This is a genomic window from Streptomyces sp. NPDC001606, assembly GCF_053596835.1.
The window spans coordinates 19,296-42,932 of record NZ_JBSFHC010000007.1 but is presented as its reverse complement, the minus strand read 5'-3'; the positions used below and the strand labels follow the sequence as shown (position 1 = coordinate 42,932).

Below are 23,637 nucleotides of genomic sequence, written 5' to 3'. Positions count from 1 at the left end.
CAGCACCCGCCGGGCAGCCGACCGACTCCGCACCGCCCACCCCGCCGGACGGAGTCCGGCACGCCGCCGGAGGCGGCCGAGGGCTACAGCCCCGGACGGCTGGGAGGCGAACCATGCGGTGCTGGCGCATTTGGCGGAGCACAGGGTGAGTTGGCGGCCGTGATGACCGGAGGGGAAGACGGGGGTGGACGTATGTACGCGTACCGAGTGCGCGCACATCGGCGCAGTGCTGTCGTGTTGTGGGTCGGTGGGCGCGGGGACGAGGGTGACCGGGTGCTGGCGGACCAGGGACGCGTGCCGGTGTTCGTGACCGTGCGGCAGGCGCGGGTGTATGCGCGGCGGCGGGGGTGGGGGGCGGTCGCCGGTGGGGGCGGTGTGCTGGAGCTGGGCCGGGTGCAGCGGTGGCTGGCGGATCCGGGGCGGCGGAGGATGCCGTCCGGCGCGGTGCTGGAGGCGTGGAACTTCGTCGAGGATCTGGGGCGGGGGCTCGGGGAGGGCCACGCGTTGCCCCGGCAGGGGGCGGTGCACGGCAGGGCGTACGAGCGGCTCTTCGAGGGGGAGGGTGCCGTGTGGGCGGCCGACGAGGAGCGCGCCGCACGGGAGCTGGTCGCGGCCGGGGTGGAGCTGTGGGAGTCGTGTCCGGTGAGGATGAATCCTCCGTCGTGACCGCCCCTTGCGCGGGCGCGGGACAATGGACGGTGGCCCGCCCGCAGGCGGTGCCGAGCGGACCGTACGAGGAGGAGATGGAGACATGGCGGAGCCCACGCCGCGTCGGAACGAACCGCGGCTACGCCCCGCGCCCCTGATCTTCGAGCCCGCGGAGGCGGCCGCCGACCCCGAGCACTTCTTCGACCTGGAGTCGATCGAGGATCCGCGCGCCCTGCTGGCCCGGGCGACCGAGCTGACGCAGGCGTTCCGGGCGGCCGCCGACCGTGCCGTGGAGTTCCAGGCCATCGCGGCGGCCCAGCTCGCCGACCCGCGCCGGTTCGACCGGCTGACCACGGCGGACATCGCCGATCGGGCGGAGTGGACCGAGGACTACGCGAAGAAGATGGTCGAGTTCGGGCGGGATCTGCTGCGGGGCAACGGGGAGGGGCGCGCCTCCGCCGATCCGGTGTAGCAGAGAGCCGGTACAGCCCGTCGTAGACCGGCCCGTGGCATATGCCGGGCGGGCAAGATACTCCTCCCCTCGCCGCCCTGTCCCCGTTTTCTGCAACTCAGGGAAACCGCGCGCTCACCGCCGGTACATATGGGTGCCATGAGCAGTGCACCGAACGTCACCTCTGTCACCTGCGACGGCGTGGCCTGGCTCGCCTCGGCAGGAACGTATCCCCGTAGCACGCTGGCCCTGTGGGCGGAGCGCCCGGACGCGCCGGTCGTGCTGCCCTGCGGCACCGCCTTCGACGTGGTGAGCGCGCCTGCGGTCTTCGGCCGCCGGATGGTGGACCAGCTGTGGGGCGAGGGGCCGGGTTCCGGGCCGGTCGCGGTGTTCCGGGGCCGCATGCTGCTGTTCGCCGCCCCCGGTACGGCCCAGCGGCTGCCCTCGCTGCTGCGCTGGGAGGAGTGGGGGTCGGGCCAGCGTACGGAGGCGGTGCCGGCGCTGCTGTGCCACGGCAGCGGGGACGCGGTGACCGTCCCGGCGCCGGCGGCCGGCTCCGAGGAAGCCGCCGGCGGCTGCCGCTGGGTGGTCGCCCCGGACACCCGGCATCCCTGGCTGCCCGGGCCCGAGGTGCTCCTGTGGGCCGCCGTGCGGGCCGCCCGGGCGGCGGTGCGGATATCGATTTTTCCTCCCGCCGACCAGGATGCTAAGGTCTACGACGTCAGCAGGCGCCGCTAGCTCAGTTGGTTAGAGCAGCTGACTCTTAATCAGCGGGTCCGGGGTTCGAGTCCCTGGCGGCGCACAGACGGGAAACGGCGGGTCCGGTTCGAAAGAATCCGGCCCGCCGTTTTCGTATACAGCCACAGTCACCTGCTCAGCCGTCACCCGTCCCCGGGGTGATCTTCACCGTCCAGGCGCCCGACGCCGTCCTTCCCTCCACCTCCACCTTCACGCCCTCGCCGGGCACGGTGAAGCTCTCGCCGAGGGCGACCGGGGCGTCGGCCAGGGGCGGGTAGACCGAGTTCTCCCAGCAGGCCTCGGTGTGCGGGTGGGCGTCCACCACCTGGACCGGGCCGTCGCCGGACTCGGCGCCGCTGTGGATGCGGTAGACGAGGACGCCCTGGCGGCAGGCGGCGCGGTCGTTCCCGGCGGTGCTGCGGGCCTCGAAGCCGAGCGCGCTGTCCGGGCCGGTGCGGACGACGGCCAGCTTCACGCCGTCGCCGAGGCCGAAGGCGGGCGCGCCGCCCGCGTCCTGCACCGGGACGCCCGGGCCGGCGGCGAGCGGCTCCAGGGTGAGCCGGGTGGGCGCGGTCCCGCGCACGCACAGCACCTGGCGCGGATCCAGCCAGCCGAGCTTCCACTTGTGCCAGGCGAACAGGTCCGGCGAGAGGCCGAACTGGCTGCCCATCAAATCCCAGTCCCCCACATAGGTGTCCCAGTCGCCCTTGCCGTCGACCGGGCGGTGGTAGAGGTCGGGCAGGTCGAAGACATGGCCGGTCTCATGGGCGAGCACGAGGCGGTCCGGCGGGTGCTTCTCGAAGACCGTGACGACCCGGCGGACGTCCGCGCCGTCCACGTGCATGGGCGTGTCCAGGTTGACGACCTTCGTGGCGTCCGAGTCGACTCCGGGGGCGTCCGGGTCGGCGACGAAGTACACGACCGGGTACCGCGAGAAGTCGACCTCCCTGTCGGCCACGGCGAACGCGTCCCGCAGATAGGCGGCGCGGCTCTCGGCGCTCCAGTCCCGCCGTATGGCGTACGCGGTCGACGGGCGCGGCATGCGCAGCCAGTGGTTCAGCGCGTGCGGGTGCAGGGTGAACCTGCCGTAGGAGGCCCGCCGGAAGAAGTTGCTGGTGGCCGGGAAGTGGTCGGCGGTCAGCTCGGCGGGGGTGGTGCGCGGGGTCGCGTCCGGGAAGGACAGGAACACCAGGACGGCGTCCAGTGGCCTGGTCGGGCGGGTGTAGCCGGGGCTCCAGGTGTCCAGGCCCTCCGAGTGGTGGGCGTCGGTGCGGTGCAGGGCGCACGGGGCCGGCGAGAAGGGCTCGGCGACCGACGGGCCGGTGAGGATCGAGGTCGCGGCGAGCGCCGACATCGTGGTGCACACGGCGGCGGTGCTGCGCAGCTTGGGCACGGACTTGACCTCCGGGTGCGGTTCACGGCATCGGAATCCCGCATCCAGATTGCTGGTGTTTGACGCGTTGTGCCCTGTTTGCCTGCACCAGAAGGGTGAGCGCGGTACGCGCACGCCCCGGCGCACTCCGGCGACCGACACCCCGAAACACTCACGGAACGTCACAACCGGTCGGGGGCTTGAAGAAGCTGTCCAGGTGCGGGCAGAAACGATCTGTCAGAACCTGTGTCCGATCCGGGAGACTGGACAGTGGCTGGAAGGGCCCCGGGACAGCCTCTATGATCGGCACACTTTCCGGCCCTGCCAGGCAAAGACAGGCACGGAAATGCACGGACAGGCACGGACAGAGATCGAGTGCACTGCGGGAGCGAGCGGTGAGCGCAACGTCCGAAGGGCCGACGCCCGCGGCAGACCTCGACCGGTCAGCCGTCACAGTAATTACAGACAGTGATCACAGCACCTATCACCGTGTCTTCGCGGCCGCCCCGCTGTCCATGGCCGTGGTCGACACCGAGGGACTCGTCGTCAGCGCCAACTCCGCACTCGGCGAACTGCTCGGCGCCGACCCGGAGGCGCTCCCCGGACGGCCCGCCGCCGATCTGGTGGACCTGGCCTCGGACACCCGCACCTGGCACGCCTACCGCGAGGTGCTGCGCGGCAGGCAGGCGAGGCTGCGCTGCACCCGCCGGCTGAAACATCCCGACGGGCGCTCGCTGTGGGTCCAGGTCACCGTGGCACCGCTGGCCGAGGGCGAGGGGACCGGCGTCCTGCTCTCGGTCGCCGACATCAGCGGCCGCCGTGAACTCCAGGCCCGACTGCGGCACTTGCAGATGCACGACCCGGTGACCCGGCTGCCCAACCGCACGCTGTTCTTCGAGCGCCTCTCGGCCGCGCTGGAGGCGGAGGCCTACGAGCAGAGCGGCACCGGCCGGATCGGCCTGTGCTATCTGGACCTGGACGGTTTCAAGGCCGTCAACGACACCCTCGGCCACCGCGTCGGCGACCGGCTCCTCGCCGCGGTGGCCGAACGCCTGACCAGGGTCGCCGACGAGGCCGGTTACGCCCGCGCCGCGACCCCCCTCGTGGCCCGGCTCGGCGGCGACGAGTTCGCGCTGCTGGTCGAGGACTCCACCGGCACCGAACAGCTCGCCGACCTCGCCGAGTCGGCGCTCAAGGCCCTGGAGGAGCCGTTCGACCTGGCGGGCCAGCGGCTGTCGCTGACCGCCTCGATCGGGGTCGTGGAACGCCATGCGGCCGGTACGACCGCCACCGGGCTGATGCAGGCCGCGGACACCACGCTGTACTGGGCGAAGGCCGACGGCAAGGGCCGCTGGACCCTGTTCGACCCCGAGCGCAACGCGCACCGGATGACCCGTCAGGCCCTCTCCTCCTCGCTGCGCCCCGCCATCGAGCGGGGGGAATTCGCCCTGGAGTACCAGCCGTTGGTGGGCATGGGGGACGGACGCCTGTCCGGGGTCGAGGCGCTGGTGCGCTGGCACCATCCGCAGTTCGGCACCCTCACGCCGAATCGGTTCATCGGACTGGCCGAGGAGGACGGCTCGATCGTGCAGCTGGGCCGCTGGGCGCTGGCCACCGCGTGCCGGCAGGCCCGCCGCTGGCAGCTGGACCGCCCCGGTGAGCCGCCCATCTTCGTCAGCGTCAACGTGGCCGTACGGCAGGTGTGGGACTCCGACCTGGTGGCGGACGTGGCCGAGGTGCTCGCCGAGACGGGCCTCGCCCCGCATCTGCTCCAGCTGGAGCTGACCGAGTCGGCGGTGATGGGCTCCGCGGGCCGCCCGCTCCAGGCGCTCCAGGCACTCAGCGACATGGGCGTGCGGATCGCCATCGACGACTTCGGCACCGGCTACTCCAACCTGGCCTACCTCAGCCGGCTCCCGGTCTCCGTGCTGAAGCTGGACGGCTCCTTCGTCCGCGGCTTCCAGTACGAGGCCGAAGCCGCCGGCAAGGCCCCGGCGATCGCCCCCAACCCGGCCGACGAGGTCATCGTGGAGGCGATGATCCAGCTGGCCCACCGGCTCGGCCTGACGGTCACCGCCGAGTGCGTGGAGACCTCCGCGCAGGCCACCCGGCTGCGCCGGATCGGCTGCGACACCGGCCAGGGCTGGCTGTACTCCCGTCCGGTGCCGCCGGATCGTATCTCCGAACTGCTGGGCACCGGGGCCTGCGCGGCGGGCCAGCAGTAGCGCTACCGGGTGGGGAAGCCGTAGGCGTCGGCGATCAACTCGTAGGAGCGGACCCGGAGTTCGCCGCGGTGGGCGTGGGTGGTGAGCATCAGCTCGTCGGCACCGGTGCGCTTCTGGAGGTCGTCCAGGCCGGAGCGGACCTGGTCGGCGGTGCCGGAGACCACGGTGGCGGTCCAGGAGGCGATGAAGTCCTCCTCAGCGGCGCCCAGTTCCAGCTTCTCGACCTCCTCCGGCACCGGGAAGAGGCCGGGGCGCCCGGTGCGCAGCCGGAGCATGTTCAGGCCCATCGCCCGGGTCTGCCGGCGGGCCTCCCGCTCCTCGTCCGTGGCGAGCGCGGCGACCCCGATGAGCGCGTACGGCGCGTCCAGCACGGCGGACGGCCGGAAGGTCTCGCGGTACAGGTCGAGGGCGGGGACGGTGTTCTGCGAAGAGAAGTGGTGGGCGAAGGCGAAGGGCAGGCCGAGCAGGCCGGCCAGCCGGGCGCTGTAGCCGGAGGAGCCGAGCAGCCAGATCGGCGGGCGGTGCGCGGACTGCACCCCGCCGGGGGTGGTGCCCTGCACCGGGCCGGGTACGGCGTGGATCCGGCGGTAGGGATGCCCGTCGGGGAAGTCGTCGTCCAGGAAGCGGGTGAGTTCCGCCAGCTGTTGCGGGAAGTCGTCGGCGCCCTCGTTCAGGGTGTCGGTGCGGCGCAGCGCGGCGGCCGTCGCCCCGTCGGTGCCCGGTGCCCGCCCGAGCCCCAGGTCGATCCGGCCCGGCGCCATCGCCTCCAGGGTGCCGAACTGCTCCGCGATCACCAGCGGGGCGTGGTTGGGCAGCATGACGCCGCCCGAGCCGAGCCGGATGCGCTCGGTGTGGGCGGCGAGGTGGGCGAGGATCACGGCGGGCGAGGAGGAGGCGACCCCGGGCATCGAGTGGTGCTCGGCGATCCAGTACCGGGTGAAGCCCCGGGACTCGGTGAGCCGGGACAGCTCGACGCTGGTGCGCAGGGCGTCGGTGGCGGTGCGGCCCGCGCCGACGGTCACCAGGTCCAGCACGGACAGGGGGACGGGGGCGCTGCCGTGCGCCGTACCCCGGATCTCGTCTGCCGCGTCTGCCTCGACTGCCTCGTTCGCCGCCACGGTGTGCGCCTCCTGTGTGTGCCCTGGCTGTCCTGCCGAAGCGCACCAACAGGAGACAGTCCCCGCTTATTCCGCGGCCCGTACCAGGGTCTCCGGGTCCTCCGTCGCCGCCACCCCCGCCTCGTACAGTGCGTGGGCCGTGCGCAGGACCAGGTCGTCGCGGTGGCGGGCGGCGACGAGCTGGAGGCCGACCGGGAGGCCGGCCTCGTCCGTGCCGACCGGGACGGTGGCGGCGGGCTGCTGGGTGAGGTTGAAGGGGTAGGTGAACGGGGTCCAGCCGGTCCAGCGGTGGGACGGCGCGCCGGGCGGCACCTCCACGCCCGCTTCGAAGGCCGTCAGCGGCAGGGTGGGGGTGACCAGCAGGTCGTACGTCTCGTGGAAGCGGCCCATCCGGCGGCCGAGGTGCATCCGGACGTCCACCGCGGCCAGATAGTCCAGCGCGCTGTACCGGGCGCCCTGGGCGCAGATCTCCCGCAGGCCGGGGTCCAGCAGCTGCCGGCCGCGCGGGGAGAGGCGCTGGGTGAGCCGGGCCGCGCCGCTGAACCACAGGGTGTGGAAGGCCTCCACCGGGTCGCTGACGTCGGGGTCGGTCTCCTCGACGTACGCGCCGAGGTCCGCCAGCCGGGCCACCGCCCGCCGCACCGCCGCGGCGACCCCCGGCCGGACCGCCACCTGCCCGCCCAGGGTCGGCGAGTACGCCACGCGCAGCCCGTGCACACCGCCGTGCAGGGCCTCGGTGAAGGGGCCCGGCGTGGGCGGCAGCGCCGACCAGTCGCGGGCGTCGGGAGCCGAGACGACGTCCAGCAGCAGGGCCGCGTCGGCGGCGTCCCGGGTCATCGGGCCGGCGTGGGACAGGGTGCCGTACGCGCTCGGCGGATACAGCGGCACCCTGCCGTACGTCGGTTTCAGCCCGAAGATGCCGCAGAAGGCCGCCGGGATGCGGATGCTGCCGCCGCCGTCCGTGCCCAGCGACAGCGGGCCCGCGCCGAGCGCCACGGCCGCCGCGCTGCCGCCGCTGGAGCCGCCCGCGGTGCGCCCGGGGTCGTACGGGTTGCGGGTCACGCCGGTGAGCGGCGAGTCCGTGACGCCCTTCCAGCCGTGCTCGGGGGTGGTGGTCTTGCCCAGGAAGACCGCGCCGTGCTCGCGCAGCCGGGCGACGGAGGGCGCGTCCTCGTCCCACCGGCCCTGCTCGGAGACGGTCCGGGAGCCGCGCAGGGTGGGATGGCCGCGCAGCAGCAGGATGTCCTTGACCGTCACCGGCACCCCGTCCAGCAGCCCGCACGGCTCGCCGCGCCGCCAGCGCTCCGCCGACTCCCGGGCCCGGGCCAGCGCGTCCTCCTCGGTGAGCCGCACGAACGCGTTCACCTCCGGCTGGATCCGCCGGGCGCGTTCCAGCGCCTGTTCGGTCGCCTCCACGGGAGAGAACTCGCCCTTGCGGTAGCCGTCGAGGAGCCGGCCTGCGGTCAGGTCGGTGAGCTGCATGCACCCTCCAAGGGGTCAGTGACCGGGCACGTAACCACGTTGTTTGTCGACGACGTTCAGCAGGGGTCTGCCCATCGCCCACCGCTCGTACAACTCCACGAACTGCTCCCCCAGTTCGTCCCGCCAGCCGACCGTGTCCCCGCTCATGTGCGGGGAGACGATCAGATCGGGCAGCTCCCACAGCGGGCTGTCCGCGGGCAGCGGCTCGGCGGCGAACACGTCCAGCGCGGCGCCCGCGATCCAGCGGTGGGTCAGGGCCCGGACGAGCGCGTCCTCGTCCACGAGCCCGCCCCGGCCGACGTTGACGAAGAACGCCGAGGGCTGCATCACGCCGAAGCGGTGGGCGTCGAACATGCGGTACGTCTGCTCGGTCAGCGGGGCCGCGGCGATCACCCAGTCCGCGCGCGCGATCAGCCGGTCCAGGTCGGCCGGGCCGTGGATGCCGGTCCGCGGCACCCGTCCGACCAGTGCCGTCGTCACACCGAGCGCCTTCAGGGTGCGGACGATCGCCCGGCCGATCGGGCCCGAACCGACCACGCACGCGCGCGTGCCCGCCACCCGGCGTCCCTCCCGGTGCCGCCAGACCCGCTCCCGCTGGTGCTCCAGGGTGCGCGGCAGATCCTTGGCGACGGCCAGCACCAGGGCCGCCACGTACTCGGCGATCGGCTGGTCGAAGATCCCGCGCGCGTTGGTCACGACCGTGTCGGAGGCGGCCAGCTCGGGGCAGAGCAGATGGTCCACGCCCGCGCTCGCCGTGTGCACCCAGCGCGGCCGGGGGCCCTCGCCCGGCCAGGCCTCACGCACCGCGTGCGAGGTGAAGTCCCAGACCAGCAGGACGTCCGCCGTCGGCAGCCGGTCGGCCAGCCCCGCGGCGTCCGTGCGGACGATCCGGGCGCGGCCGGTGAGCCGGCCGAGCCGCGGCGGCGGGTCGGCGTCCAGGACGAGGACGGTGGGAAGGGGCGGGGGCGGGGACGTCAACATGCGGGGCTGCTCCCGGCGGCTGCCGAACTGACCTGCTGGGTCCACCTGCGCTGAGAGGGGCGGATGGACCACGCTCGCACCCGAACCTACCGTCGTCAACACGGTCGTCCCCGACATCCGTTGCCCGCGCGCCGCCCGCTGAAAGTGCCGCCAGTTCGGCCAACCAGGTCACGATGTGGGCGGCGCTGCGCCGACTGGGTACCCGAGCCGTGGGGCCCTGTCGGGCGCTGCCGGACGAGGCGGCGCGTGACCGGCCCGGCTTGCGGGAACACACGCCGGAAGAGACGCAGGAAGGCTGGACATGACCGCACTCGGACTCCTCTACCCGGGCCACTCCGCCGAGGACGACTATCCACGCATCGAGCAGCTTCTGGGCAGCGACATCCGGGTGGATCTGGTGCACACCGACGTCGGCGAGGACGCGCACCGGGTGGACGCGCTGCGCGAGCTGGGCTCCGCCGAGCGGCTCGCGGCGGGCATGGAGCAGCTGCGGCTGACCGGCGCCGAGACGGTGGTGTGGGCGTGCACCAGCGGCGGCTTCGTGCACGGCTGGGAGGGCGCCCAGGACCAGGTGCGGCAGCTGGCCATGCTGGCGGGGATGCCCGCCTCCTCGACGGCGTTCGCCTTTGTGCACGCGGCCCGGGAGCTGGGGGTGCGGCGGGTCGCCGTCGGCGCGACCTATCCGCAGGACGTGGCGGAGCTGTTCGCGGAGTTCCTGCGGGCCGGCGGGCTGGAGGTCGTCGCCCTGCGGTCCTCGGGGATCGTCACGGCCGCGGAGGCCGGCACCTGGGGCGAGGAGGACGTGCTGACCTTGGCGCGGGCCGCCGACACCCCGGACGCCCAGGCGGTGCTGCTGCCGGACACCGCGCTGCACACGGCCGCGCATCTGTCGCTGCTGGAGAAGTCCCTGTCCAAGCCGGTGCTCACGGCGAACCAGGTGACGGTGTGGGAGGGCCTGCGGCTCGCCGACCGGCGGGTGAACGCCCCGAGGCTGGGGGCGCTGTTCACCCGGGAGCCGATCGTGCAGGTCTGACCGGCGCGGCGGCCGGAGAAATCCAGGGCGCATAGGGCGCGTTCGCCTGGGTAGCCGCGCCGCCATGGCTCGACCACTTGGGAACGACGTATCCACATTCCGGAAAGCGAGACACAGCAGGCGGGCGGTGCTCGCGGGCGTGGCCGCCCTCGGCGCGCTGGGTGCCGCGGGCTGCACACGGGTGGCGGCCCAGTCCGGCAAGCCCGGCGGGGACCTGCTGGAACGGCTCCGCGCCCAGGGTGTCGTACGACTCGGGATCGCCGGTGAGATCCCCTTCGGGTACATCGGCAAGGACGGACGGCTGACCGGTGAGGCGCCCGAGCTGGCCAGGGTGATCTTCCAGCGTCTGGGAGTCGGCCGGGTGCAGCCGGTGCCGACCGAGTTCGGGTCGCTGATCCCTGGCCTGAAATCGCAGCAGTTCGACGTCGTGGCGGCCGGGATGTACGTCAACCCCGAGCGGTGCGAGCAGGTGATCTTCGCCGACCCGGACTACCAGATGCTGGACTCCTTCATCGTGCGCAAGGGCAATCCGAAGGGGCTGCACTCCTACCGGGACGTCGTCGAGAAGAAGGCGCGGCTCGCCACCGGCACCGGGTACGCCGAGATCCAGTACGCCGTCGAGGCCGGGTACCCGGAGGCCGACATCCTCATCGTCCCGGACCAGGTGGCCGGGCTGAACGCCGTGGAGGCCGGGCGGGTCGACGTGTTCGCCGGTACGGCGCTCACCACCCGCGAGGTGGTGAAGAAGTCGGCCAAGGCCGAGGCGACCCGGCCCTTCGCGCCGCTCGTCAAGGGCAAGCCGCATGTCGACGGCGGGGCGTTCGCGTTCCGGTCCGGCGAGACGCGGCTGCGGGACGCCTTCAACGCCGAGCTGCACAGGATGAAGCGGAGCGGGGAGCTGTTCCGGGTCCTGCGGCCCTTCGGGTTCACCGAGGCCGAGATGACGGACCTGACCGCGAAGGAGCTGTGCGGCGGATGACCCCGGGGCTGTGGGAACTGGTACTGAACGGCGTCTGGGCCACCCTCCAGCTGCTGGTGTTCAGCGCGCTGCTGGCCGCCGCGGTGTCCTTCGTGGTGGGCATCGCGCGGACGCACCGGCTGTGGATCGTGCGCTTCGTCGCGGGCTGCTACACGGAGGTGTTCCGCGGCACCTCCGCGCTGGTGATGATCTTCTGGGTGTACTTCGTGCTGCCGCTCGCCTTCGGCTGGCAGCTGGTGCCGATGTGGGCGGGCACGCTGGCGCTCGGCATGACGTACGGCGCGTACGGCGCGGAGATCGTGCGCGGTGCGCTGAACGCGGTGGACCCGGCGCAGCGGGAGGGCGGGATCGCGCTCAGCTTCACCCCGGCGCAGCGGCTCCGGCTGATCGTGCTGCCGCAGGCCGTGCCGGAGATGATCCCCTCCTTCTGCAATCTGCTGGTCGAGCTGCTCAAGGGCACCGCCCTGGTGTCGGTCATGGGCATGGGCGATCTGACGTTCAGCGCCGACCTGGTGCGGCTCGCGCTTCAGCAGAGCGCGGAGATCTACACCTATGTGCTGCTGATCTACTTCGCGATCGCCTTCGTGCTGACGCGGCTGATGCGGGCGCTGGAGAAGCGGCTGAAGGCCGGGGTCGGCAAGGAGGCCGGTACCGAGCGGGCGGCGCGTGCGCTGAAGCGGGCGCAGACGACCGGTGTGGGCGGTGGTGTGGCATGACGTGGGACTGGAACGCGGTGAGCGGGTTCCTGCCGGACTTCTGGCGGGGGCTCCGGGTGACCCTGGAGGCCGTGGCCCTCGGCTCGCTGCTGTCCTTCGGGCTCGGCCTGGTGTGGACGCTGCTGATGCGGGCGCCGTCCCGGTGGCTGCGCTGGCCGGTCGGGGCGGTCACGGAGTTCGTGCGCAACACCCCGCTGCTGGTGCAGCTGTTCTTCCTCTTCTATGTGCTGCCGGAGTGGGGGCTGACCTTCTCCGCCCTGTCCACCGGTGTCTTCGCGATCGGGCTGCACTACTCGACGTACACCATGCAGGTCTACCGGGCCGGTATCGAGGCGGTGCCCGTCGGCCAGTGGGAGGCGGCCACCGCGCTGAACCTGCCCCGGCGGCGGACCTGGACCGCGGTGATCCTGCCGCAGGCGATCCGCCGGGTGATTCCGGCGCTCGGCAACTACGTGATCTCCATGCTCAAGGACACGCCCATGCTGATGGTGATCACCGTGCCGGAGATGCTGGGCCGCGCGCGGCTGTACTCCCAGCAGCACTTCCAGTTCACCGAGCCGCTGACCGTGATCGGCGTGGCCTTCATCCTCATTTCCTATCTGGCCTCCCTGCTGTTGCGAGCCCTGGAGCGACGCCTTGTCCGTTGAGACCCGTACGAAGCCGTCCGCCACCGAAGTCCCGTCCGCGGAGCTGATCCGGCTGGAGCATGTCACCAAGCGCTTCGGGACCCACACCGTCCTCGACGACCTGGACTTCTCCGTCCGGGCCGGCCGGCACGTCACGCTGATCGGGCCGTCCGGCTCGGGCAAGACCACCATCCTCAGACTGCTGATGACGCTCACCCGGCCGGACGAGGGCACGATCACGGTCGACGGGGAGCGGCTGTTCCCGGCGCCGGAGAAGCAGGTCCGGGAGGTACGGAAGAAGATCGGGATGGTGTTCCAGCAGTTCAACCTCTTCCCGAACATGTCGGTGCTGCGGAACATCACCGAGGCGCCGGTGCAGGTCCTCGGCCTGTCCCGGGACGAGGCCGAGGCGCGGGCCCGGGAGCTGCTGGACCTGGTGGGGCTCGCCGACAAGTGCGACGCCCGGCCGACCCGGCTCTCCGGCGGGCAGCAGCAGCGGGTGGCGATCGCCCGGGCGCTGGCGATGCGGCCGCGGGTACTGCTGCTGGACGAGGTGACCTCCGCGCTCGACCCGGAGCTGGTCGCGGGCGTCCTGGACCTGCTCAGGGACATCGCCCGCAGCACGGACATCACCATGCTGTGCGTGACCCACGAGATGGGTTTCGCCCGGGACATCTCCGACCAGGTGCTGATGTTCGACTCCGGCCGGATCATCGAGGCGGGGTCACCGGAGAAGATCTTCACCGATCCGGAGCAGGACCGTACCCGGGAATTCCTCGGGGCCATGCTGTGAACGTCCGAGGTCCGGCCACTGGGGCATGACATCGGCATATGCCAGAGGGTTCCCGTCGCAGTTGGGGGGCGGGCGAAGGCGAACGAATCTCGCCAACGCCCTCTCCCCCGGCCCGGTTTGACAGCTATCGTGGAGTCCATCCGCCGACCGGGATCGCGGCCGAGGGGGGACCGACATGAGAATCGAGCCGACCGCCCCGTACCACTCCGCCCAGGACGCCCTGCGCGTCCTGGAGACCGTCGCGCGCCACGGTGCCGGCATCACCGACACCGAGCTGGCCCGGCACACCGGCCTCGGCACCGAGCGGCTCACCGCGCTGCTGCGCATGCTGCGCCGCGAGGGCTATGTCACCCAGATCACCGACGGCGCCTATGTCACCGGCGACACCCTGCGCCGCCTCACCTCGGCGCACGACCGCGAGCGGGCGCTGCGCGAGAAGCTCCAGCACACCCTGGACCGGCTGCGGGACTCGGTGGGCGCCGCCGTCTACATCAGCCGGTACGTCGACGGCGAGGTCAAGGTCACCCAGTACGCCGCCGGACCCGCCACCCCGGCGGTCAACGAGTGGGTCGACTTCCGCTGCTCCGCGCATGCCACGGCCGTCGGCAAGAGCCTGCTGACCCAGCTGGACCACAACGCACGCCGCGACCATCTCTCCCGGTACAAGATGGCCCGCCTCACCTCGCGCACCATCACCAGCGACAAGCTGCTGCTGTCCCGTCTGGAGTCCCAGCCGCCGACGGTGCCGGTCCTCGACCTCCAGGAGTACGCGGTCGGCACGGTCTGCGCGGCGGTGCCGATCACGGCCGGCGCGTCCGTGGGCTGCCTGGCGCTCTCGCTGCCGGTGGAGCACGCGCACCGGCTGAAGCGGGCCGCGGAGACGCTGAACCGCGGCGCGACCCCGGTCCTGCTCTCACTGACCCTCTAGCCCTCCCCGGCCGACCTCAGGGTGGTCACGAGCACCCCTCGGGACCAGGTAGTATTTTCTTTGTCGCCGGCCGCGGGAAGGAAAAATCCGCGGAAGGCGGGAGTCATGCGCCGCTAGCTCAGTTGGTTAGAGCAGCTGACTCTTAATCAGCGGGTCCGGGGTTCGAGTCCCTGGCGGCGCACCTGAACGAAGGGTCCCTTGCGAAAGCGAGGGGCCCTTCGGCGTTCCCGGGCTCCGGTCGGGGCGGTCACGGCATCAGGCCGTCGAACTCCGAGAACATCGCGTGGGCCGTGACCATGAACGCGACGCAGAAGGCGATGCCGATGCCGAAGAAGGCCAGCGTGAAGGCGGTGCCGGCGGCGAGCTTGCCGGGGGCCGGCGGGAGGGCGGTGGCCTGCTCGGGGCGGTCGGGGAGGTAGCGCACGGTGACGATGTCGCCCTCCACGACGGTGGCCGGGCCGTTCGGCTCCTCGAAGCGGACGGCGCGGCCCTCGCGGGTGGTGAACTCGTAGACGTGGTGCAGGGTCGTGCGCACGGCGGTGTCGTCGCCGCCGCCGCTGGTCTTCGTGTACATCCGCAGGCAGCGGCCCTCGGCGGTCAGCCCGTGCGACCACGCCCGGCCGATCCGCCGGGCGCGGCCGAGCAGCGTGTACGCGGCGGCACCCAGCCCGATGATCATGAGGCTGGGTATGGCGTAGAAGAAGAGTTCCATGAGATTCCCCCGGGGTCCGGTGCGCCGGTCCCGAACGATCGGCGTGGCCGGAACCTATCCGCCGCGCCGGGCAGGGGACCTCAGGGGAAGCTCAGTTTCCGAGCCGTGACGGGGCAGGGCTCAGAACGTGACGTCCGAGCAGGCGTAGAACGCGTTGCCGGTGTCGGCGATCGTCCAGACCGCGAGGATCACATGGTGGCCGGTGAGGCCGGTGGGCAGGGTGCCGCTGTGGGTGAGCGTGGCCGGCGGACGCTGGCCGTTGTAGGGGACGGTGAGGAAGGGGGTGAGGTTGAGGTCCGAGCGGGACAGCGGGTGGTTCTGGTTCCAGCCCGGCTTGGTCACGTAGTACGTGAAGTCCGTCGTGGCGTGCATGGCGGTGAACTGCCAGCGGAAGGTGTACGACTGGCCGCCCGTCACCCTGGTGGTGGGCCAGGGGGCGCCGGACGGGGTGGTGGGCGAACTCAGCTCGGCGAAGCGGCTCTGGCCGCCGTTGCAGAGCTGGCCGTCGGCGGGGCCCGCGGCCGGGAAGCCCTTGGGACCCTCGACGCTCTGCGGCTCCCACTGGATGTCGCCGCAGCCGGTCACGGTGCCGTTGGCGCAGAGCTTCTGTCTGCTGATGGGGAGGTCGGTGTAGCCGTGCCCGCTGGCGCCGCCGGTGGAGAGCGCGAAGGCTCCGGCGGTCACCGCGCCCAGCACGATCGCGGACACCTTGGTCTTGGTGCGCATGCTGCCGCTCCTGGTGAACGTGGGGAGTTCAGGGTGGCCGTGCAGGTAGGTCTAGACCAAGCGTCAGAGTAGGGCGGGTAGTTGAACATGTCCATACCAATCGCAGGGCCGGGGCACCGGGGCGCCGCTAGCCCGGCTCCCCCCGGCCCGAGCAGAACGCCACCGTCAGATCGCGGACCAGGACCTTGCGTTCGCAGTCGTCCAGGTCGACCAGGCCGCGCAGGGTCAGCCGGGTCACCGTGTCCTCCACCGAGTCCACCACCGAGTTGAGCATGGCGGCCCGCCGGCGGGCGTCCAGGGCGGCGATCCGGCGGCGCTGCATCGCGGGGGCCACCTCGGGGGCGTACTCCACCCGGAGCGGCAGCACCGAGAACACCTCCACCCCGACCGGCGCGGTCTCCGCCGCCACCAGGCGGGTCAACGCGTCCCCGGCCGCCGCCACCCCGCCCCGGGTACCGCCCGCCGGCTCCACCGGCACCCGGGCCAGCGCCGCCTCCACGCACTCCCGCAGATACGTCTCGTGGTCCTCGATGCCGAACACGGCCCGCGCGGTGTCCCGCACCCGCCACACCACCAGCAGGACCACCCGCAGCGCCATCCCGTCGGGGTCCGCGGCCGGCATCACCTCACTGCGCCAGTGCCGCAGCCGGACATCGACCCGGTGGCGCAGCAGCAGTGGGTTGACCCAGAGCAGGCCGGTGCGCCGGACCGTGCCCCGGTAGCGGCCGAACAGCGCCAGCACCGACGCCCGCCCGGTCCGCACCCGGGCCAGGCCGCCGAAGCCGAACACCCCGAGCGCACCGGCCCCGGCGTACGCCGCCCACTGCGCCGGACCCAGCCCCGCGCCGGTGTACGCGGGCAGCCGCAGCGCCTCCACCGCGAGCGGCGGCAGCGCCCCCGCCCACCAGGACGTGGCCAGGACGCCGGTGAGCCCGCACACCCCGGCCAGCACCCCGGCCGCCCCCGGCAGCACCCGCGCCGGACGCTCGGCCAGCTCCGGGTCGACCTCGGGCAGCGGCCGGCCGCGGACCGGGGCCGGGCGCCGCACCCGGGGCTGCTCGCCGGTGCCCTGCCGACGGCCGACCACGGCGGGCCGCAGCGGCACCCGCACCGGGTCGGATTCGTCCCGGAACAGCAGATGGACGGGGATCTCGGTGGTCGCCTCGTTCTGGATCAGCCGGTTCTGCCGGATGCCCGGGACCGCCGCGCACTCCGGTGGCCCCTCGGATTCGGACGGTGTGGACGAAGTGGTCGTACTCATGCGTGCCTCCAGCCTCCGCGCCAGATGCGTCATGAACAGGAAGAGAGCAGGGGAAACGGCGGCGGCCTACGCGAACAGGCGGCGCCAGGTCTCCGGGCCCGGGCAGCCGTCCGCCGCGCCGCCGCGCCAGCCCTGGGTGCGCTGGAAGGCCTCCACCGCCCTGCGGTAGGTGCCGTCCCAGCGCCGGCCGGGACCGCCGGGGAAGAAACGGCCGAACCCTTTCTCCACCAGCCGCCGGCCCAGCCGGGGGATGTGGTCGTTCTCCGCGCCGGGCAGGAAGAGGTTCCGGCCCGGATACCCCGGAACCCCGTGCGAGGCGGGCCCGGCCGCGCCCGGTGCGATGTCCTTGCCCTGGCCGGTGACCAGCAGGTCCCAGGTGCGCGGACCGGGCAGCCCGTCGGCGTCCGCGCCGGACCAGCCCTGGGCCAGCTGGAACGCCTGGGTGGCCCGCCGGTCCGCCTCGCCCCAGACCGGCCCCGGGCCCTGGGGGTAGTAGCCGGCGCCGCCCCGGGCGGTCAGCAGCCGGCCGAGCAGCGTCACGTACTCGTTGCCGGCCCCGGGGCCGAAGCAGGCGGCCCCCGGGAAGGCCGTCCGGGTCGCGGCGACGACCGGCCGGGCGCCCGCCGCGCCGGGGGTCAGGCCCTTGTAGCGGTAGGGGACATAGGCGTCGGCGTGGCTCCAGTAGGGGTAGGGGGTGATCTGGCGGCGGGTGCGCGGGGGTGTCTGCTCGTAGACCGTGTAGGAGGTGCGGGTGTAGTCCGTCCAGCCGCCGAAGATCACCACATGGGAGCCGCGCTCGGGGTCGGCGGGGTTGTGGCGGAGCAGGATGTCGCCGGGTTGCAGCTCGTCCTTGGTGATCCGCACCCCGTACTGGTCGAGGCTGCCCGTCCACTCGTTGCCGGTCAGCCCCCAGGCCATGGAGACGAAGCCCGAGCAGTCCTGCCGGTAACCGTCGGACCAGTAGTCCTCCATGCTGTACGGCACCTGCGCGGCCACCCAGATCTTGGCCCGGTTGATGATCTCGGCCCGGGTGGTGGCGGGGATCCGTACGGCGGCGGGCCCCGCGGGACGGCCGCCCGGACCGTGCAGCGGGGCCTTGTGCCCCTGGGGGGTGGCGGGCTCGCCGTCCCCGGGGACGTCCGGGCGCTGCACCGCGGGGCGGGCCGCGGTGACGGCGGCGGCCGGCGGGGCCGTGCCGAGGGCGGCGGCCGCGGCGGCCATGACGACGACACCGCAGGCGGCCGCCGGGTGGGCGCCGAGCCTGCCGGGGGTGAGCCGGGGGCTCACCCGGCGCCAGTGGGCACAGCCGGGGCAGTCGCAGTCGCGCTCCGGGTCGACTTCCTCGAACACCGGAGCGATCATGCGATCTGCCTCACATTCGGGGGTGGGGTGTCCGCGAGTGTGCACGTTGATCAGTTTCCCAACTCTCCCCTCCGCCGCCACTTTGACGGTCCGAATGACGGATGAGGCCACCCCCGGGGTGCTCCCGGGCCCGCACGGGTGGTCGGGAGCACCCCGGAAGGTCATGTAGAGTTTTCTCTGTCAGCAGGCGCCGCTAGCTCAGTTGGTTAGAGCAGCTGACTCTTAATCAGCGGGTCCGGGGTTCGAGTCCCTGGCGGCGCACCGACCGGAAAGCCCCTCGCGCAAGCGGGGGGCTTTCTGCATGTCGGAGCCAAGGCCATAAGAGACCACTTCGGCAACATCCGTGCCTGACTGTCCCCCGGTGGCCGTGTTTGAACCGTGAAGAACACCTTTGCCCCTTGCGATCATGTCGAGCAGCGTAGAAACCTGGTTGCTCGACATACCGCCGGGGGGCGGTGGCCGGGGGGCCAGCAACCGGTTGTGGGGGCCGGGCGCGCTTCAGGACTGGACTGACACGCGCCGACGCGCGCGTGTGGGGGGATGACTCATGACGTCGACGCCGCAGGGCGCCCGGCATAGCCACGATCCGTCACAGTACGCACACGAGCGATCACCAGCCGTCCATGGTCACACATCCGGGCCTCGGACGGGGCACACAGGGGCGTTCCGCCGGCTCAGGAACAGCCTGCCCAGATACGACTACGAGCACTACAGCCGGCTCGCGGGCCCGCTCACCCGGCCCGACCCGACCCGGCCCTACACGGTCCGCTACCGCTCGCTGCTCTCCCAGGAACCGCACCGGATACGCGCCGCGCTGATGCTGGGCGCGGCCCCCGTGCTCTCCGTGGTCCTGCTGGTCTGGCTGCTCCAGCCGGCGCACTGGACCGAACGCGACCACCCCGCCCACGACTTCCTGCCGGCCCTCGACACCGTCATGCTCGTCTCGATCGGCCTGATCGAGCTGTTCCGCTGCGTGAACGTGCTGTCCAATGCGCACGCCACCCTCGTCGCCCGCGACCCGGTCCCGGTCGTCCCCGAGACCGGCACCCGGGTCGCCTTCCTCACCACCTTCGTGCCCGGCAAGGAGCCGCTGGAGATGGTGACCCGGACCCTCGAGGCGGCGACGCGGCTGCGCCACCGGGGGCTGCTGCACGTCTGGCTGCTGGACGAGGGCGACGACCCGAAGGTGCGGGACGTCTGCGCCCGCCTCGGCGTGCACCACTTCACCCGCAAGGGCGTCGAACGCTGGAACCGGCCCACCGGCCCGCACCGCGCCCGGACCAAGCACGGCAACTACAACGCCTGGCTGGAGGCGCACGGCGACGCCTACGACTACTTCGCCTCCGTCGACACCGACCATGTCCCGCTCCCCAACTACCTGGAGCGGATGCTCGGTTACTTCCGCGACCCGGACGTCGGCTTCGTCATCGGCCCGCAGGTGTACGGCAACTACGACACCTTCGTCACCAAGGCCGCCGAGTCCCAGCAGTTCCTCTTCCACGCCCTGATCCAGCGGGCCGGGAACCGCTACGGCGCCCCCATGTTCGTCGGCACCTCCAACGCCGTACGCATCAGCGCCGTCCGACAGATCGGCGGGCTGTACGACTCCATCACCGAGGACATGGCGACGGGCTTCGAGATGCACCGTGCCAGGAACCCGCTGACCGGCCGGAAGTGGCGGTCCGTGTACACCCCGGACGTGCTCGCGGTCGGCGAGGGCCCGGCCGCCTGGACGGACTTCTTCAGCCAGCAGCTGCGCTGGTCCCGGGGGACGTACGAGACCATCCTCACGCAGTACTGGAAGGGCTTCTTCACCCTGCCGCCCGGCAGGCTCTTCAACTACACCATGATGATCGTCTTCTACCCGATGGCGGCCCTCAACTGGATTCTCGCGGCGCTGAGTTGCTCGCTCTTCCTCGGTCTCGGCGCCTCCGGTGTGAACATCGACCCGACGGTGTGGCTGATGCTGTACGGCAACGCCTCCGCGCTCCAGATCGGCCTGTACGTGTGGAACCGGCGGCACAATGTCTCGCCGCACGAACCGGAGGGCTCGGGCGGGGTGGCGGGCATGGTGATGTCCGCCCTCTCCGCGCCGATCTACGCCCGCTCGCTGATGGACGCCGTACTGCGCCGCAGAAGCAGGTTCGTGGTCACGCCCAAGGGCGAGTCGGCCAGCCCCGACACGCTGTTCGGGACCTTCCGGGTGCACTGGTTCTTCATCGCGGTCTTCGGCGGCTCGCTCGTCGCCGGCCTGCTGCTCGGCCACTCCCACCCCGCGATGACCGCCTGGGCGTCCTTCGCCCTGCTGATCACCGCCGCGCCGATGGCCGTGTGGGGGTACACGCTGCGCCGGGAGCGGAAGGCGGCCGCCGTCGCCGCCCGGGAGCCGCAGGACGCCGTGCCGGTGCGGTACGCCTGGGCCGGCCCCGGCGAGGACCACGAGCAGACCGTGCGGATCGCCCTGGGCGGGCTGGGGGGACGTAAGGAATGAAGGACCAGGCCGGTCTGCGCCGCGTGCGCAGGTTCGGGATCGGCACGGTGGTGGTACTCGCGCTGGCCGGGACGAACGGGCCCTGGCTGTACCGCTTCGGCACGGCCCAGTACCACCAGTACGAGATCAACAGACCCGCCTACAAGGCCGCGAACGGCCACTGGGACATCATCGAGTTCCCGCCGGAGTACCGCCAGGACACCATTCACGCGGCGCTGCTGCACACCGGGAAGGTGCTGCTGGTCGCCGGTTCGGGCAACAACCAGGACAACTTCGACCGGAAGAAGTTCGACACCCGGATCTGGGACCCGGTCAAGGGCACGGTCAAGAAGGTGCCCACGCCCAACGACCTGTTCTGCACCGGCCACACGCAGCTCGCCGACGGCAACCTGCTCATCGCGGGCGGCACCAAGCGGTACGAGAAGCTCAAGGGTGACATCAAGAAGGCCGGCGGCGTCATGATCCTCTACAACGAGAACCCCGACAAGCCGATGACCCTGCCCGCGGGCACCCGGTTCACCGGCAGGCGGAACGGCCGGACGTTCGTCTCCCAGGACCCGGTGCTGGTCCCGCGCGCCACCAAGGTCTTCGACAAGGCCGGCACGTGGCTGCGGAACAACCCCGGTTACGGCCGTGTCTATGTCGAGGCGCCGAAGGAGGGCTCCCGGTACCAGACCGGCACCCAGGACAACTACCGGATCCAGGGCCTGACCGGCGTCGACGCGCGCAACACCTACGGCATCGCGCAGAAGCTCGCCCTCGACAAGAAGGACTTCGAGGGGATCAGGGACGCCTACGAGTTCGACCCGGTCGCCGAGCGGTACATCAAGGTCGACCCGATGAACGAGGCCCGCTGGTACCCGACGCTCACCACCCTGTCGGACGGGAGGATCCTCGGTGTGTCCGGCCTCGACGACATCGGGCAGCTGGTGCCGGGCAAGAACGAGGTCTTCGACCCGAGGACGCGGAAGTGGACGTACACGAAGACGGTCCGGCAGTTCCCGACGTATCCCGCGCTGTTCCTGATGCAGAACGGGAAGATCTTCTACTCGGGGTCGAACGCCGGGTACGGGCCGGACGACGTGGGACGTGAGCCGGGTGTGTGGGACGTCGGCACCAACCGGTTCACCCGGCTGCCCGGGCTGAGCGACCCGGACCGGATGGAGACCTCCGGGACGGTGCTGCTGCCTCCGGCGCAGGACGAGCGGTTCCTGGTGATCGGCGGGGGCGGGGTCGGCGAGTCGGCGCTGTCCAGCAGGAAGACCCGGCTGATCGACCTCAAGGCGAAGGACCCGCACTTCGTGGACGGTCCCCGGCTGGAGAAGGGCACCCGGTATCCGCAGTCCTCGATCCTGCCCGACGACACCGTGCTGGTGTCCGGCGGCTCGGAGGACTACCGGGGGCGCGGCGCCTCCGACATCCTCCAGGCCCGGATCTACCACCCGGACAGCAACAGCTTCACCCGGGTCGCCGATCCGCTGGTGGGCCGGAACTACCACTCCGGGTCCATCCTGCTGCCGGACGGGCGGGTGATGTTCTTCGGGTCCGACTCGCTGTACGCGGACAAGGCGAACACCAGGCCGGGGAAGTTCGAGCAGCGGATCGAGATCTACACCCCACCGTATCTGTACCGGGGGTCCCGGCCGACGCTCGGCGGGGGTCCGCAGACGATCGCCCGCGGCGCGTCGGGGACGTTCACGTCGGACCACGCGGCCGGTATCAGGAAGGTGCGGCTGATCCGGCCGAGTGCGTCGACGCATGTGACGGACGTCGACCAGCGGTCCGTCGCGCTGGACTTCAGGACGTCCGGGAACCGGGTCACGGTGACGGTGCCGGGGAACCGGAACCTGGTGCCGTCCGGCTGGTACATGCTGTTCGTGGACGACCAGAGGGGGACGCCGTCGAGGGCGCAGTGGGTGAGGGTGCCGTAGTCACCGAGTATTGCCGGCAAGGGCGAGTGCGTAACTCGCCCACCAGTCCCCCGCCTTCGGGCCGCCCTTGCAGGTGCCGTCCGACTCTCCGGGCCTCTTGACCCACAGGTAGGCGTCCACCAGGGGGTCGCCGGTCCGGGTCGTCGGGGTTTCGCCCAGGGCCCGGCCCGGGGGGTTGCACCAGCGCCTGGCCGGGTCGCCGGTCGTGGCGGGGCCGTTGCCGTTCCTGCTCGTGTCGATGACGAAGTGTTTGCCGCCGACCTCGGCCGAGAGCTGTTTGCCGTAGGCGAGGGAGTCCCGGGTGGAGTAGAAGTTGGCGACGTTCACGGCGAAGCCGTCGGCCCGGTCGATGCCGGCCTGCCGGAGGGCCTGCTGCATCTGGTCGGGGTGGCTCCAGCCGGCGTTGCCCGCGTCCAGGTAGACCCTGGTGTTCTTGAGGGACGTGAGCGTGGTGACCGCGCCCCTGAGGAGGTCGTAACGCTCCTCCCGGAACCGAGCGGGGGTGCAGCCGTCCACCAGGTGGAGTACGGCGTCCGGTTCCAGGACCACCAGGGCGGGGCGGTCCTGGATGCCGCGGGCCACGGCGGCGATCCAGGCGCGGTAGGTGTCGCCGTCGGCGGCGCCGCCCTGCGAGTACTGGCCGCAGTCGCGGTGCGGGATGTTGTAGAGGACGAGCAGGGCGGTGCGGTGTTCGTGGGCGGCGGCCTCGGTGAAGCCGCGCGCCTCCTGCTCGGGGTTCTCCGGGCCGATCCACTCCCCCACCGGCTGCTCGGCGATCTTCCGGATCTGTGCGGCCTCGGCGGTGCGGCCGGCCTTGGCGTAGGCGGCGAGCTGACGGGCCGCGCTGCCGTCGGGGTTGACCCAGAACGGGTCGGCGGCCCGGGGCTGCTGGCGGATCGGGGCGCCCGGGTCGCCCTTTGCGGAGCCGTCCTCGTCCCCGCCGCCGGAGGTGCAGCCGGCGAGCAGCAGTGCCGCCCCCAGCAGCACCGCAGCCGCCCGTGCCCCTGCCGTGGACCGGGCCCCCCTGCTGTCGTCCATGCGTTTCCCCCCTGGGCGCGCTGGCG

Annotated in this window: 21 protein-coding genes, 3 tRNA genes and 1 pseudogene; 16 read left to right on the top strand and 9 right to left on the bottom strand. The window is 72.1% G+C overall.

The window, feature by feature from the left end; genetic code table 11:
* Nucleotides 1-273: 273 nt before the first annotated feature.
* From ACWCV9_RS15485 to ACWCV9_RS15470, 4 genes are all read left to right on the top strand, one after another.
* Nucleotides 274-666, top strand: coding sequence for a hypothetical protein (locus tag ACWCV9_RS15485; RefSeq protein ID WP_450786986.1), 393 nt, complete (start codon nucleotides 274-276; stop codon nucleotides 664-666).
* A gap of 85 nt (nucleotides 667-751) precedes the next feature.
* A complete protein-coding gene (locus ACWCV9_RS15480) occupies nucleotides 752-1,120 on the top strand; it encodes a hypothetical protein (RefSeq protein ID WP_450786984.1) in 369 nt (122 codons plus the stop codon).
* A gap of 138 nt (nucleotides 1,121-1,258) precedes the next feature.
* Complete coding sequence (locus ACWCV9_RS15475; RefSeq protein ID WP_450786982.1) at nucleotides 1,259-1,837, top strand: bifunctional DNA primase/polymerase; 579 nt, start codon at nucleotides 1,259-1,261, stop codon at nucleotides 1,835-1,837.
* Nucleotides 1,828-1,901 (top strand) — tRNA-Lys (locus ACWCV9_RS15470). Before ACWCV9_RS15475 ends, ACWCV9_RS15470 begins: the two co-directional genes overlap by 10 nt.
* A gap of 72 nt (nucleotides 1,902-1,973) precedes the next feature.
* Here ACWCV9_RS15470 and ACWCV9_RS15465 read toward each other — a convergent pair.
* Nucleotides 1,974-3,191, bottom strand: a complete 1,218-nt coding sequence (locus ACWCV9_RS15465; RefSeq protein WP_450787360.1) for a M6 family metalloprotease domain-containing protein — start codon at nucleotides 3,189-3,191, stop codon at nucleotides 1,974-1,976.
* Between the two features lie 413 nt (nucleotides 3,192-3,604).
* Here ACWCV9_RS15465 and ACWCV9_RS15460 point away from each other — a divergent pair, with 413 nt between their 5' ends.
* Complete coding sequence (locus tag ACWCV9_RS15460) at nucleotides 3,605-5,434, top strand: putative bifunctional diguanylate cyclase/phosphodiesterase (protein WP_450786980.1); 1,830 nt, start codon at nucleotides 3,605-3,607, stop codon at nucleotides 5,432-5,434.
* 2 nt (nucleotides 5,435-5,436) lie between these two features.
* On the opposite strand, the gene ACWCV9_RS15455 is transcribed toward ACWCV9_RS15460, so the two are convergent.
* The 3 genes from ACWCV9_RS15455 to ACWCV9_RS15445 all read right to left on the bottom strand — a co-directional run bounded on the left by ACWCV9_RS15455 (nucleotide 5,437) and on the right by ACWCV9_RS15445 (nucleotide 9,015).
* On the bottom strand, nucleotides 5,437-6,552 hold the full coding sequence (locus ACWCV9_RS15455) for an LLM class flavin-dependent oxidoreductase (RefSeq protein ID WP_450786978.1): 1,116 nt from the start codon (nucleotides 6,550-6,552) through the stop codon (nucleotides 5,437-5,439).
* Nucleotides 6,553-6,618: 66 nt separating this feature from the next.
* Entirely contained in the window at nucleotides 6,619-8,034 is a 1,416-nt protein-coding gene (locus ACWCV9_RS15450) for an amidase (protein ID WP_450786977.1), read from the bottom strand.
* Nucleotides 8,035-8,049: 15 nt separating this feature from the next.
* A complete protein-coding gene (locus tag ACWCV9_RS15445) occupies nucleotides 8,050-9,015 on the bottom strand; it encodes a D-2-hydroxyacid dehydrogenase (protein ID WP_450786975.1) in 966 nt (321 codons plus the stop codon).
* A gap of 155 nt (nucleotides 9,016-9,170) precedes the next feature.
* On the opposite strand from ACWCV9_RS15445, the pseudogene ACWCV9_RS15440 reads away from it, so the two are divergent.
* The 8 genes and pseudogenes from ACWCV9_RS15440 to ACWCV9_RS15405 form a co-directional block, all read left to right on the top strand.
* Nucleotides 9,171-9,320 (top strand): annotated as a pseudogene (locus ACWCV9_RS15440) (decarboxylase); the annotation flags it as partial.
* Entirely contained in the window at nucleotides 9,317-10,048 is a 732-nt protein-coding gene (locus ACWCV9_RS15435) for a maleate cis-trans isomerase family protein (protein ID WP_450786974.1), read from the top strand. The pseudogene ACWCV9_RS15440 and the gene ACWCV9_RS15435, both read left to right, overlap by 4 nt.
* A gap of 64 nt (nucleotides 10,049-10,112) precedes the next feature.
* A complete protein-coding gene (gene ehuB, locus ACWCV9_RS15430) occupies nucleotides 10,113-11,027 on the top strand; it encodes an ectoine/hydroxyectoine ABC transporter substrate-binding protein EhuB (RefSeq protein WP_450786973.1) in 915 nt (304 codons plus the stop codon).
* Nucleotides 11,024-11,743: an ectoine/hydroxyectoine ABC transporter permease subunit EhuC gene (ehuC, locus tag ACWCV9_RS15425; protein WP_450786971.1), complete on the top strand. Its 720-nt coding sequence runs from the start codon at nucleotides 11,024-11,026 to the stop codon at nucleotides 11,741-11,743. The genes ehuB and ehuC overlap by 4 nt, the downstream gene beginning before the upstream one ends.
* Nucleotides 11,740-12,390 (top strand): ectoine/hydroxyectoine ABC transporter permease subunit EhuD, encoded by a 651-nt coding sequence (gene ehuD, locus ACWCV9_RS15420; RefSeq protein ID WP_450786969.1) that lies wholly within the window; start codon nucleotides 11,740-11,742, stop codon nucleotides 12,388-12,390. Before ehuC ends, ehuD begins: the two co-directional genes overlap by 4 nt.
* A complete protein-coding gene (gene ehuA, locus ACWCV9_RS15415; protein WP_450786967.1) occupies nucleotides 12,380-13,162 on the top strand; it encodes an ectoine/hydroxyectoine ABC transporter ATP-binding protein EhuA in 783 nt (260 codons plus the stop codon). The genes ehuD and ehuA overlap by 11 nt, the downstream gene beginning before the upstream one ends.
* Before the next feature lie 175 nt (nucleotides 13,163-13,337).
* Nucleotides 13,338-14,090, top strand: a complete 753-nt coding sequence (locus tag ACWCV9_RS15410) for an IclR family transcriptional regulator (RefSeq protein WP_450786966.1) — start codon at nucleotides 13,338-13,340, stop codon at nucleotides 14,088-14,090.
* Nucleotides 14,091-14,197: 107 nt separating this feature from the next.
* Nucleotides 14,198-14,271 (top strand) — tRNA-Lys (locus ACWCV9_RS15405).
* A 66-nt stretch (nucleotides 14,272-14,337) separates the two neighbouring features.
* Here the strand turns inward: ACWCV9_RS15405 and ACWCV9_RS15400 are convergent.
* The 4 genes from ACWCV9_RS15400 to ACWCV9_RS15385 form a co-directional block, all read right to left on the bottom strand.
* Entirely contained in the window at nucleotides 14,338-14,802 is a 465-nt protein-coding gene (locus ACWCV9_RS15400; RefSeq protein WP_450786964.1) for a DUF3592 domain-containing protein, read from the bottom strand.
* 120 nt (nucleotides 14,803-14,922) lie between these two features.
* Entirely contained in the window at nucleotides 14,923-15,528 is a 606-nt protein-coding gene (locus tag ACWCV9_RS15395) for a lytic polysaccharide monooxygenase auxiliary activity family 9 protein (RefSeq protein WP_450786962.1), read from the bottom strand.
* A gap of 127 nt (nucleotides 15,529-15,655) precedes the next feature.
* Nucleotides 15,656-16,789, bottom strand: coding sequence for an SPFH domain-containing protein (locus ACWCV9_RS15390; RefSeq protein WP_450786960.1), 1,134 nt, complete (start codon nucleotides 16,787-16,789; stop codon nucleotides 15,656-15,658).
* 66 nt (nucleotides 16,790-16,855) lie between these two features.
* Nucleotides 16,856-18,151: a peptidoglycan-binding protein gene (locus ACWCV9_RS15385; RefSeq protein WP_450786958.1), complete on the bottom strand. Its 1,296-nt coding sequence runs from the start codon at nucleotides 18,149-18,151 to the stop codon at nucleotides 16,856-16,858.
* Between the two features lie 187 nt (nucleotides 18,152-18,338).
* Between ACWCV9_RS15385 and ACWCV9_RS15380 the strand changes: the two genes are divergently transcribed.
* The 3 genes from ACWCV9_RS15380 (at nucleotide 18,339) to ACWCV9_RS15370 (ending at nucleotide 22,573) form a co-directional block, all read left to right on the top strand.
* Nucleotides 18,339-18,412 (top strand) — tRNA-Lys (locus ACWCV9_RS15380).
* A gap of 286 nt (nucleotides 18,413-18,698) precedes the next feature.
* A complete protein-coding gene (locus tag ACWCV9_RS15375; protein WP_450786956.1) occupies nucleotides 18,699-20,642 on the top strand; it encodes a glycosyltransferase family 2 protein in 1,944 nt (647 codons plus the stop codon).
* Nucleotides 20,639-22,573, top strand: coding sequence for a galactose oxidase-like domain-containing protein (locus ACWCV9_RS15370; protein WP_450786954.1), 1,935 nt, complete (start codon nucleotides 20,639-20,641; stop codon nucleotides 22,571-22,573). Before ACWCV9_RS15375 ends, ACWCV9_RS15370 begins: the two co-directional genes overlap by 4 nt.
* Here the strand turns inward: ACWCV9_RS15370 and ACWCV9_RS15365 are convergent, their stop codons facing one another.
* Nucleotides 22,574-23,611 carry a glycoside hydrolase family 6 protein gene (locus ACWCV9_RS15365; protein WP_450786952.1) on the bottom strand — a complete coding sequence of 346 codons (1,038 nt, stop codon included), beginning with the start codon at nucleotides 23,609-23,611 and terminating at the stop codon, nucleotides 22,574-22,576.
* Between the last annotated feature and the right edge of the window lie 26 nt (nucleotides 23,612-23,637).

Coding starts and splice junctions, on each gene's coding strand:
- ACWCV9_RS15480 (WP_450786984.1), top strand. CDS start 752: ATGGCGGAGCCCACGCCGCGTCGGAACGAACCGCGGCTACGCCCCGCG.
- ACWCV9_RS15475 (WP_450786982.1), top strand. CDS start 1,259: ATGAGCAGTGCACCGAACGTCACCTCTGTCACCTGCGACGGCGTGGCC.
- ACWCV9_RS15465 (WP_450787360.1), bottom strand. CDS start 3,191: ATGTCGGCGCTCGCCGCGACCTCGATCCTCACCGGCCCGTCGGTCGCC.
- ACWCV9_RS15450 (WP_450786977.1), bottom strand. CDS start 8,034: ATGCAGCTCACCGACCTGACCGCAGGCCGGCTCCTCGACGGCTACCGC.
- ACWCV9_RS15445 (WP_450786975.1), bottom strand. CDS start 9,015: ATGTTGACGTCCCCGCCCCCGCCCCTTCCCACCGTCCTCGTCCTGGAC.
- ACWCV9_RS15435 (WP_450786974.1), top strand. CDS start 9,317: ATGACCGCACTCGGACTCCTCTACCCGGGCCACTCCGCCGAGGACGAC.
- ehuB (WP_450786973.1), top strand. CDS start 10,113: ATGGCTCGACCACTTGGGAACGACGTATCCACATTCCGGAAAGCGAGA.
- ehuC (WP_450786971.1), top strand. CDS start 11,024: ATGACCCCGGGGCTGTGGGAACTGGTACTGAACGGCGTCTGGGCCACC.
- ehuD (WP_450786969.1), top strand. CDS start 11,740: ATGACGTGGGACTGGAACGCGGTGAGCGGGTTCCTGCCGGACTTCTGG.
- ACWCV9_RS15410 (WP_450786966.1), top strand. CDS start 13,338: ATGAGAATCGAGCCGACCGCCCCGTACCACTCCGCCCAGGACGCCCTG.
- ACWCV9_RS15400 (WP_450786964.1), bottom strand. CDS start 14,802: ATGGAACTCTTCTTCTACGCCATACCCAGCCTCATGATCATCGGGCTG.
- ACWCV9_RS15395 (WP_450786962.1), bottom strand. CDS start 15,528: ATGCGCACCAAGACCAAGGTGTCCGCGATCGTGCTGGGCGCGGTGACC.
- ACWCV9_RS15390 (WP_450786960.1), bottom strand. CDS start 16,789: ATGAGTACGACCACTTCGTCCACACCGTCCGAATCCGAGGGGCCACCG.
- ACWCV9_RS15385 (WP_450786958.1), bottom strand. CDS start 18,151: ATGATCGCTCCGGTGTTCGAGGAAGTCGACCCGGAGCGCGACTGCGAC.
- ACWCV9_RS15375 (WP_450786956.1), top strand. CDS start 18,699: ATGACGTCGACGCCGCAGGGCGCCCGGCATAGCCACGATCCGTCACAG.
- ACWCV9_RS15370 (WP_450786954.1), top strand. CDS start 20,639: ATGAAGGACCAGGCCGGTCTGCGCCGCGTGCGCAGGTTCGGGATCGGC.
- ACWCV9_RS15365 (WP_450786952.1), bottom strand. CDS start 23,611: ATGGACGACAGCAGGGGGGCCCGGTCCACGGCAGGGGCACGGGCGGCT.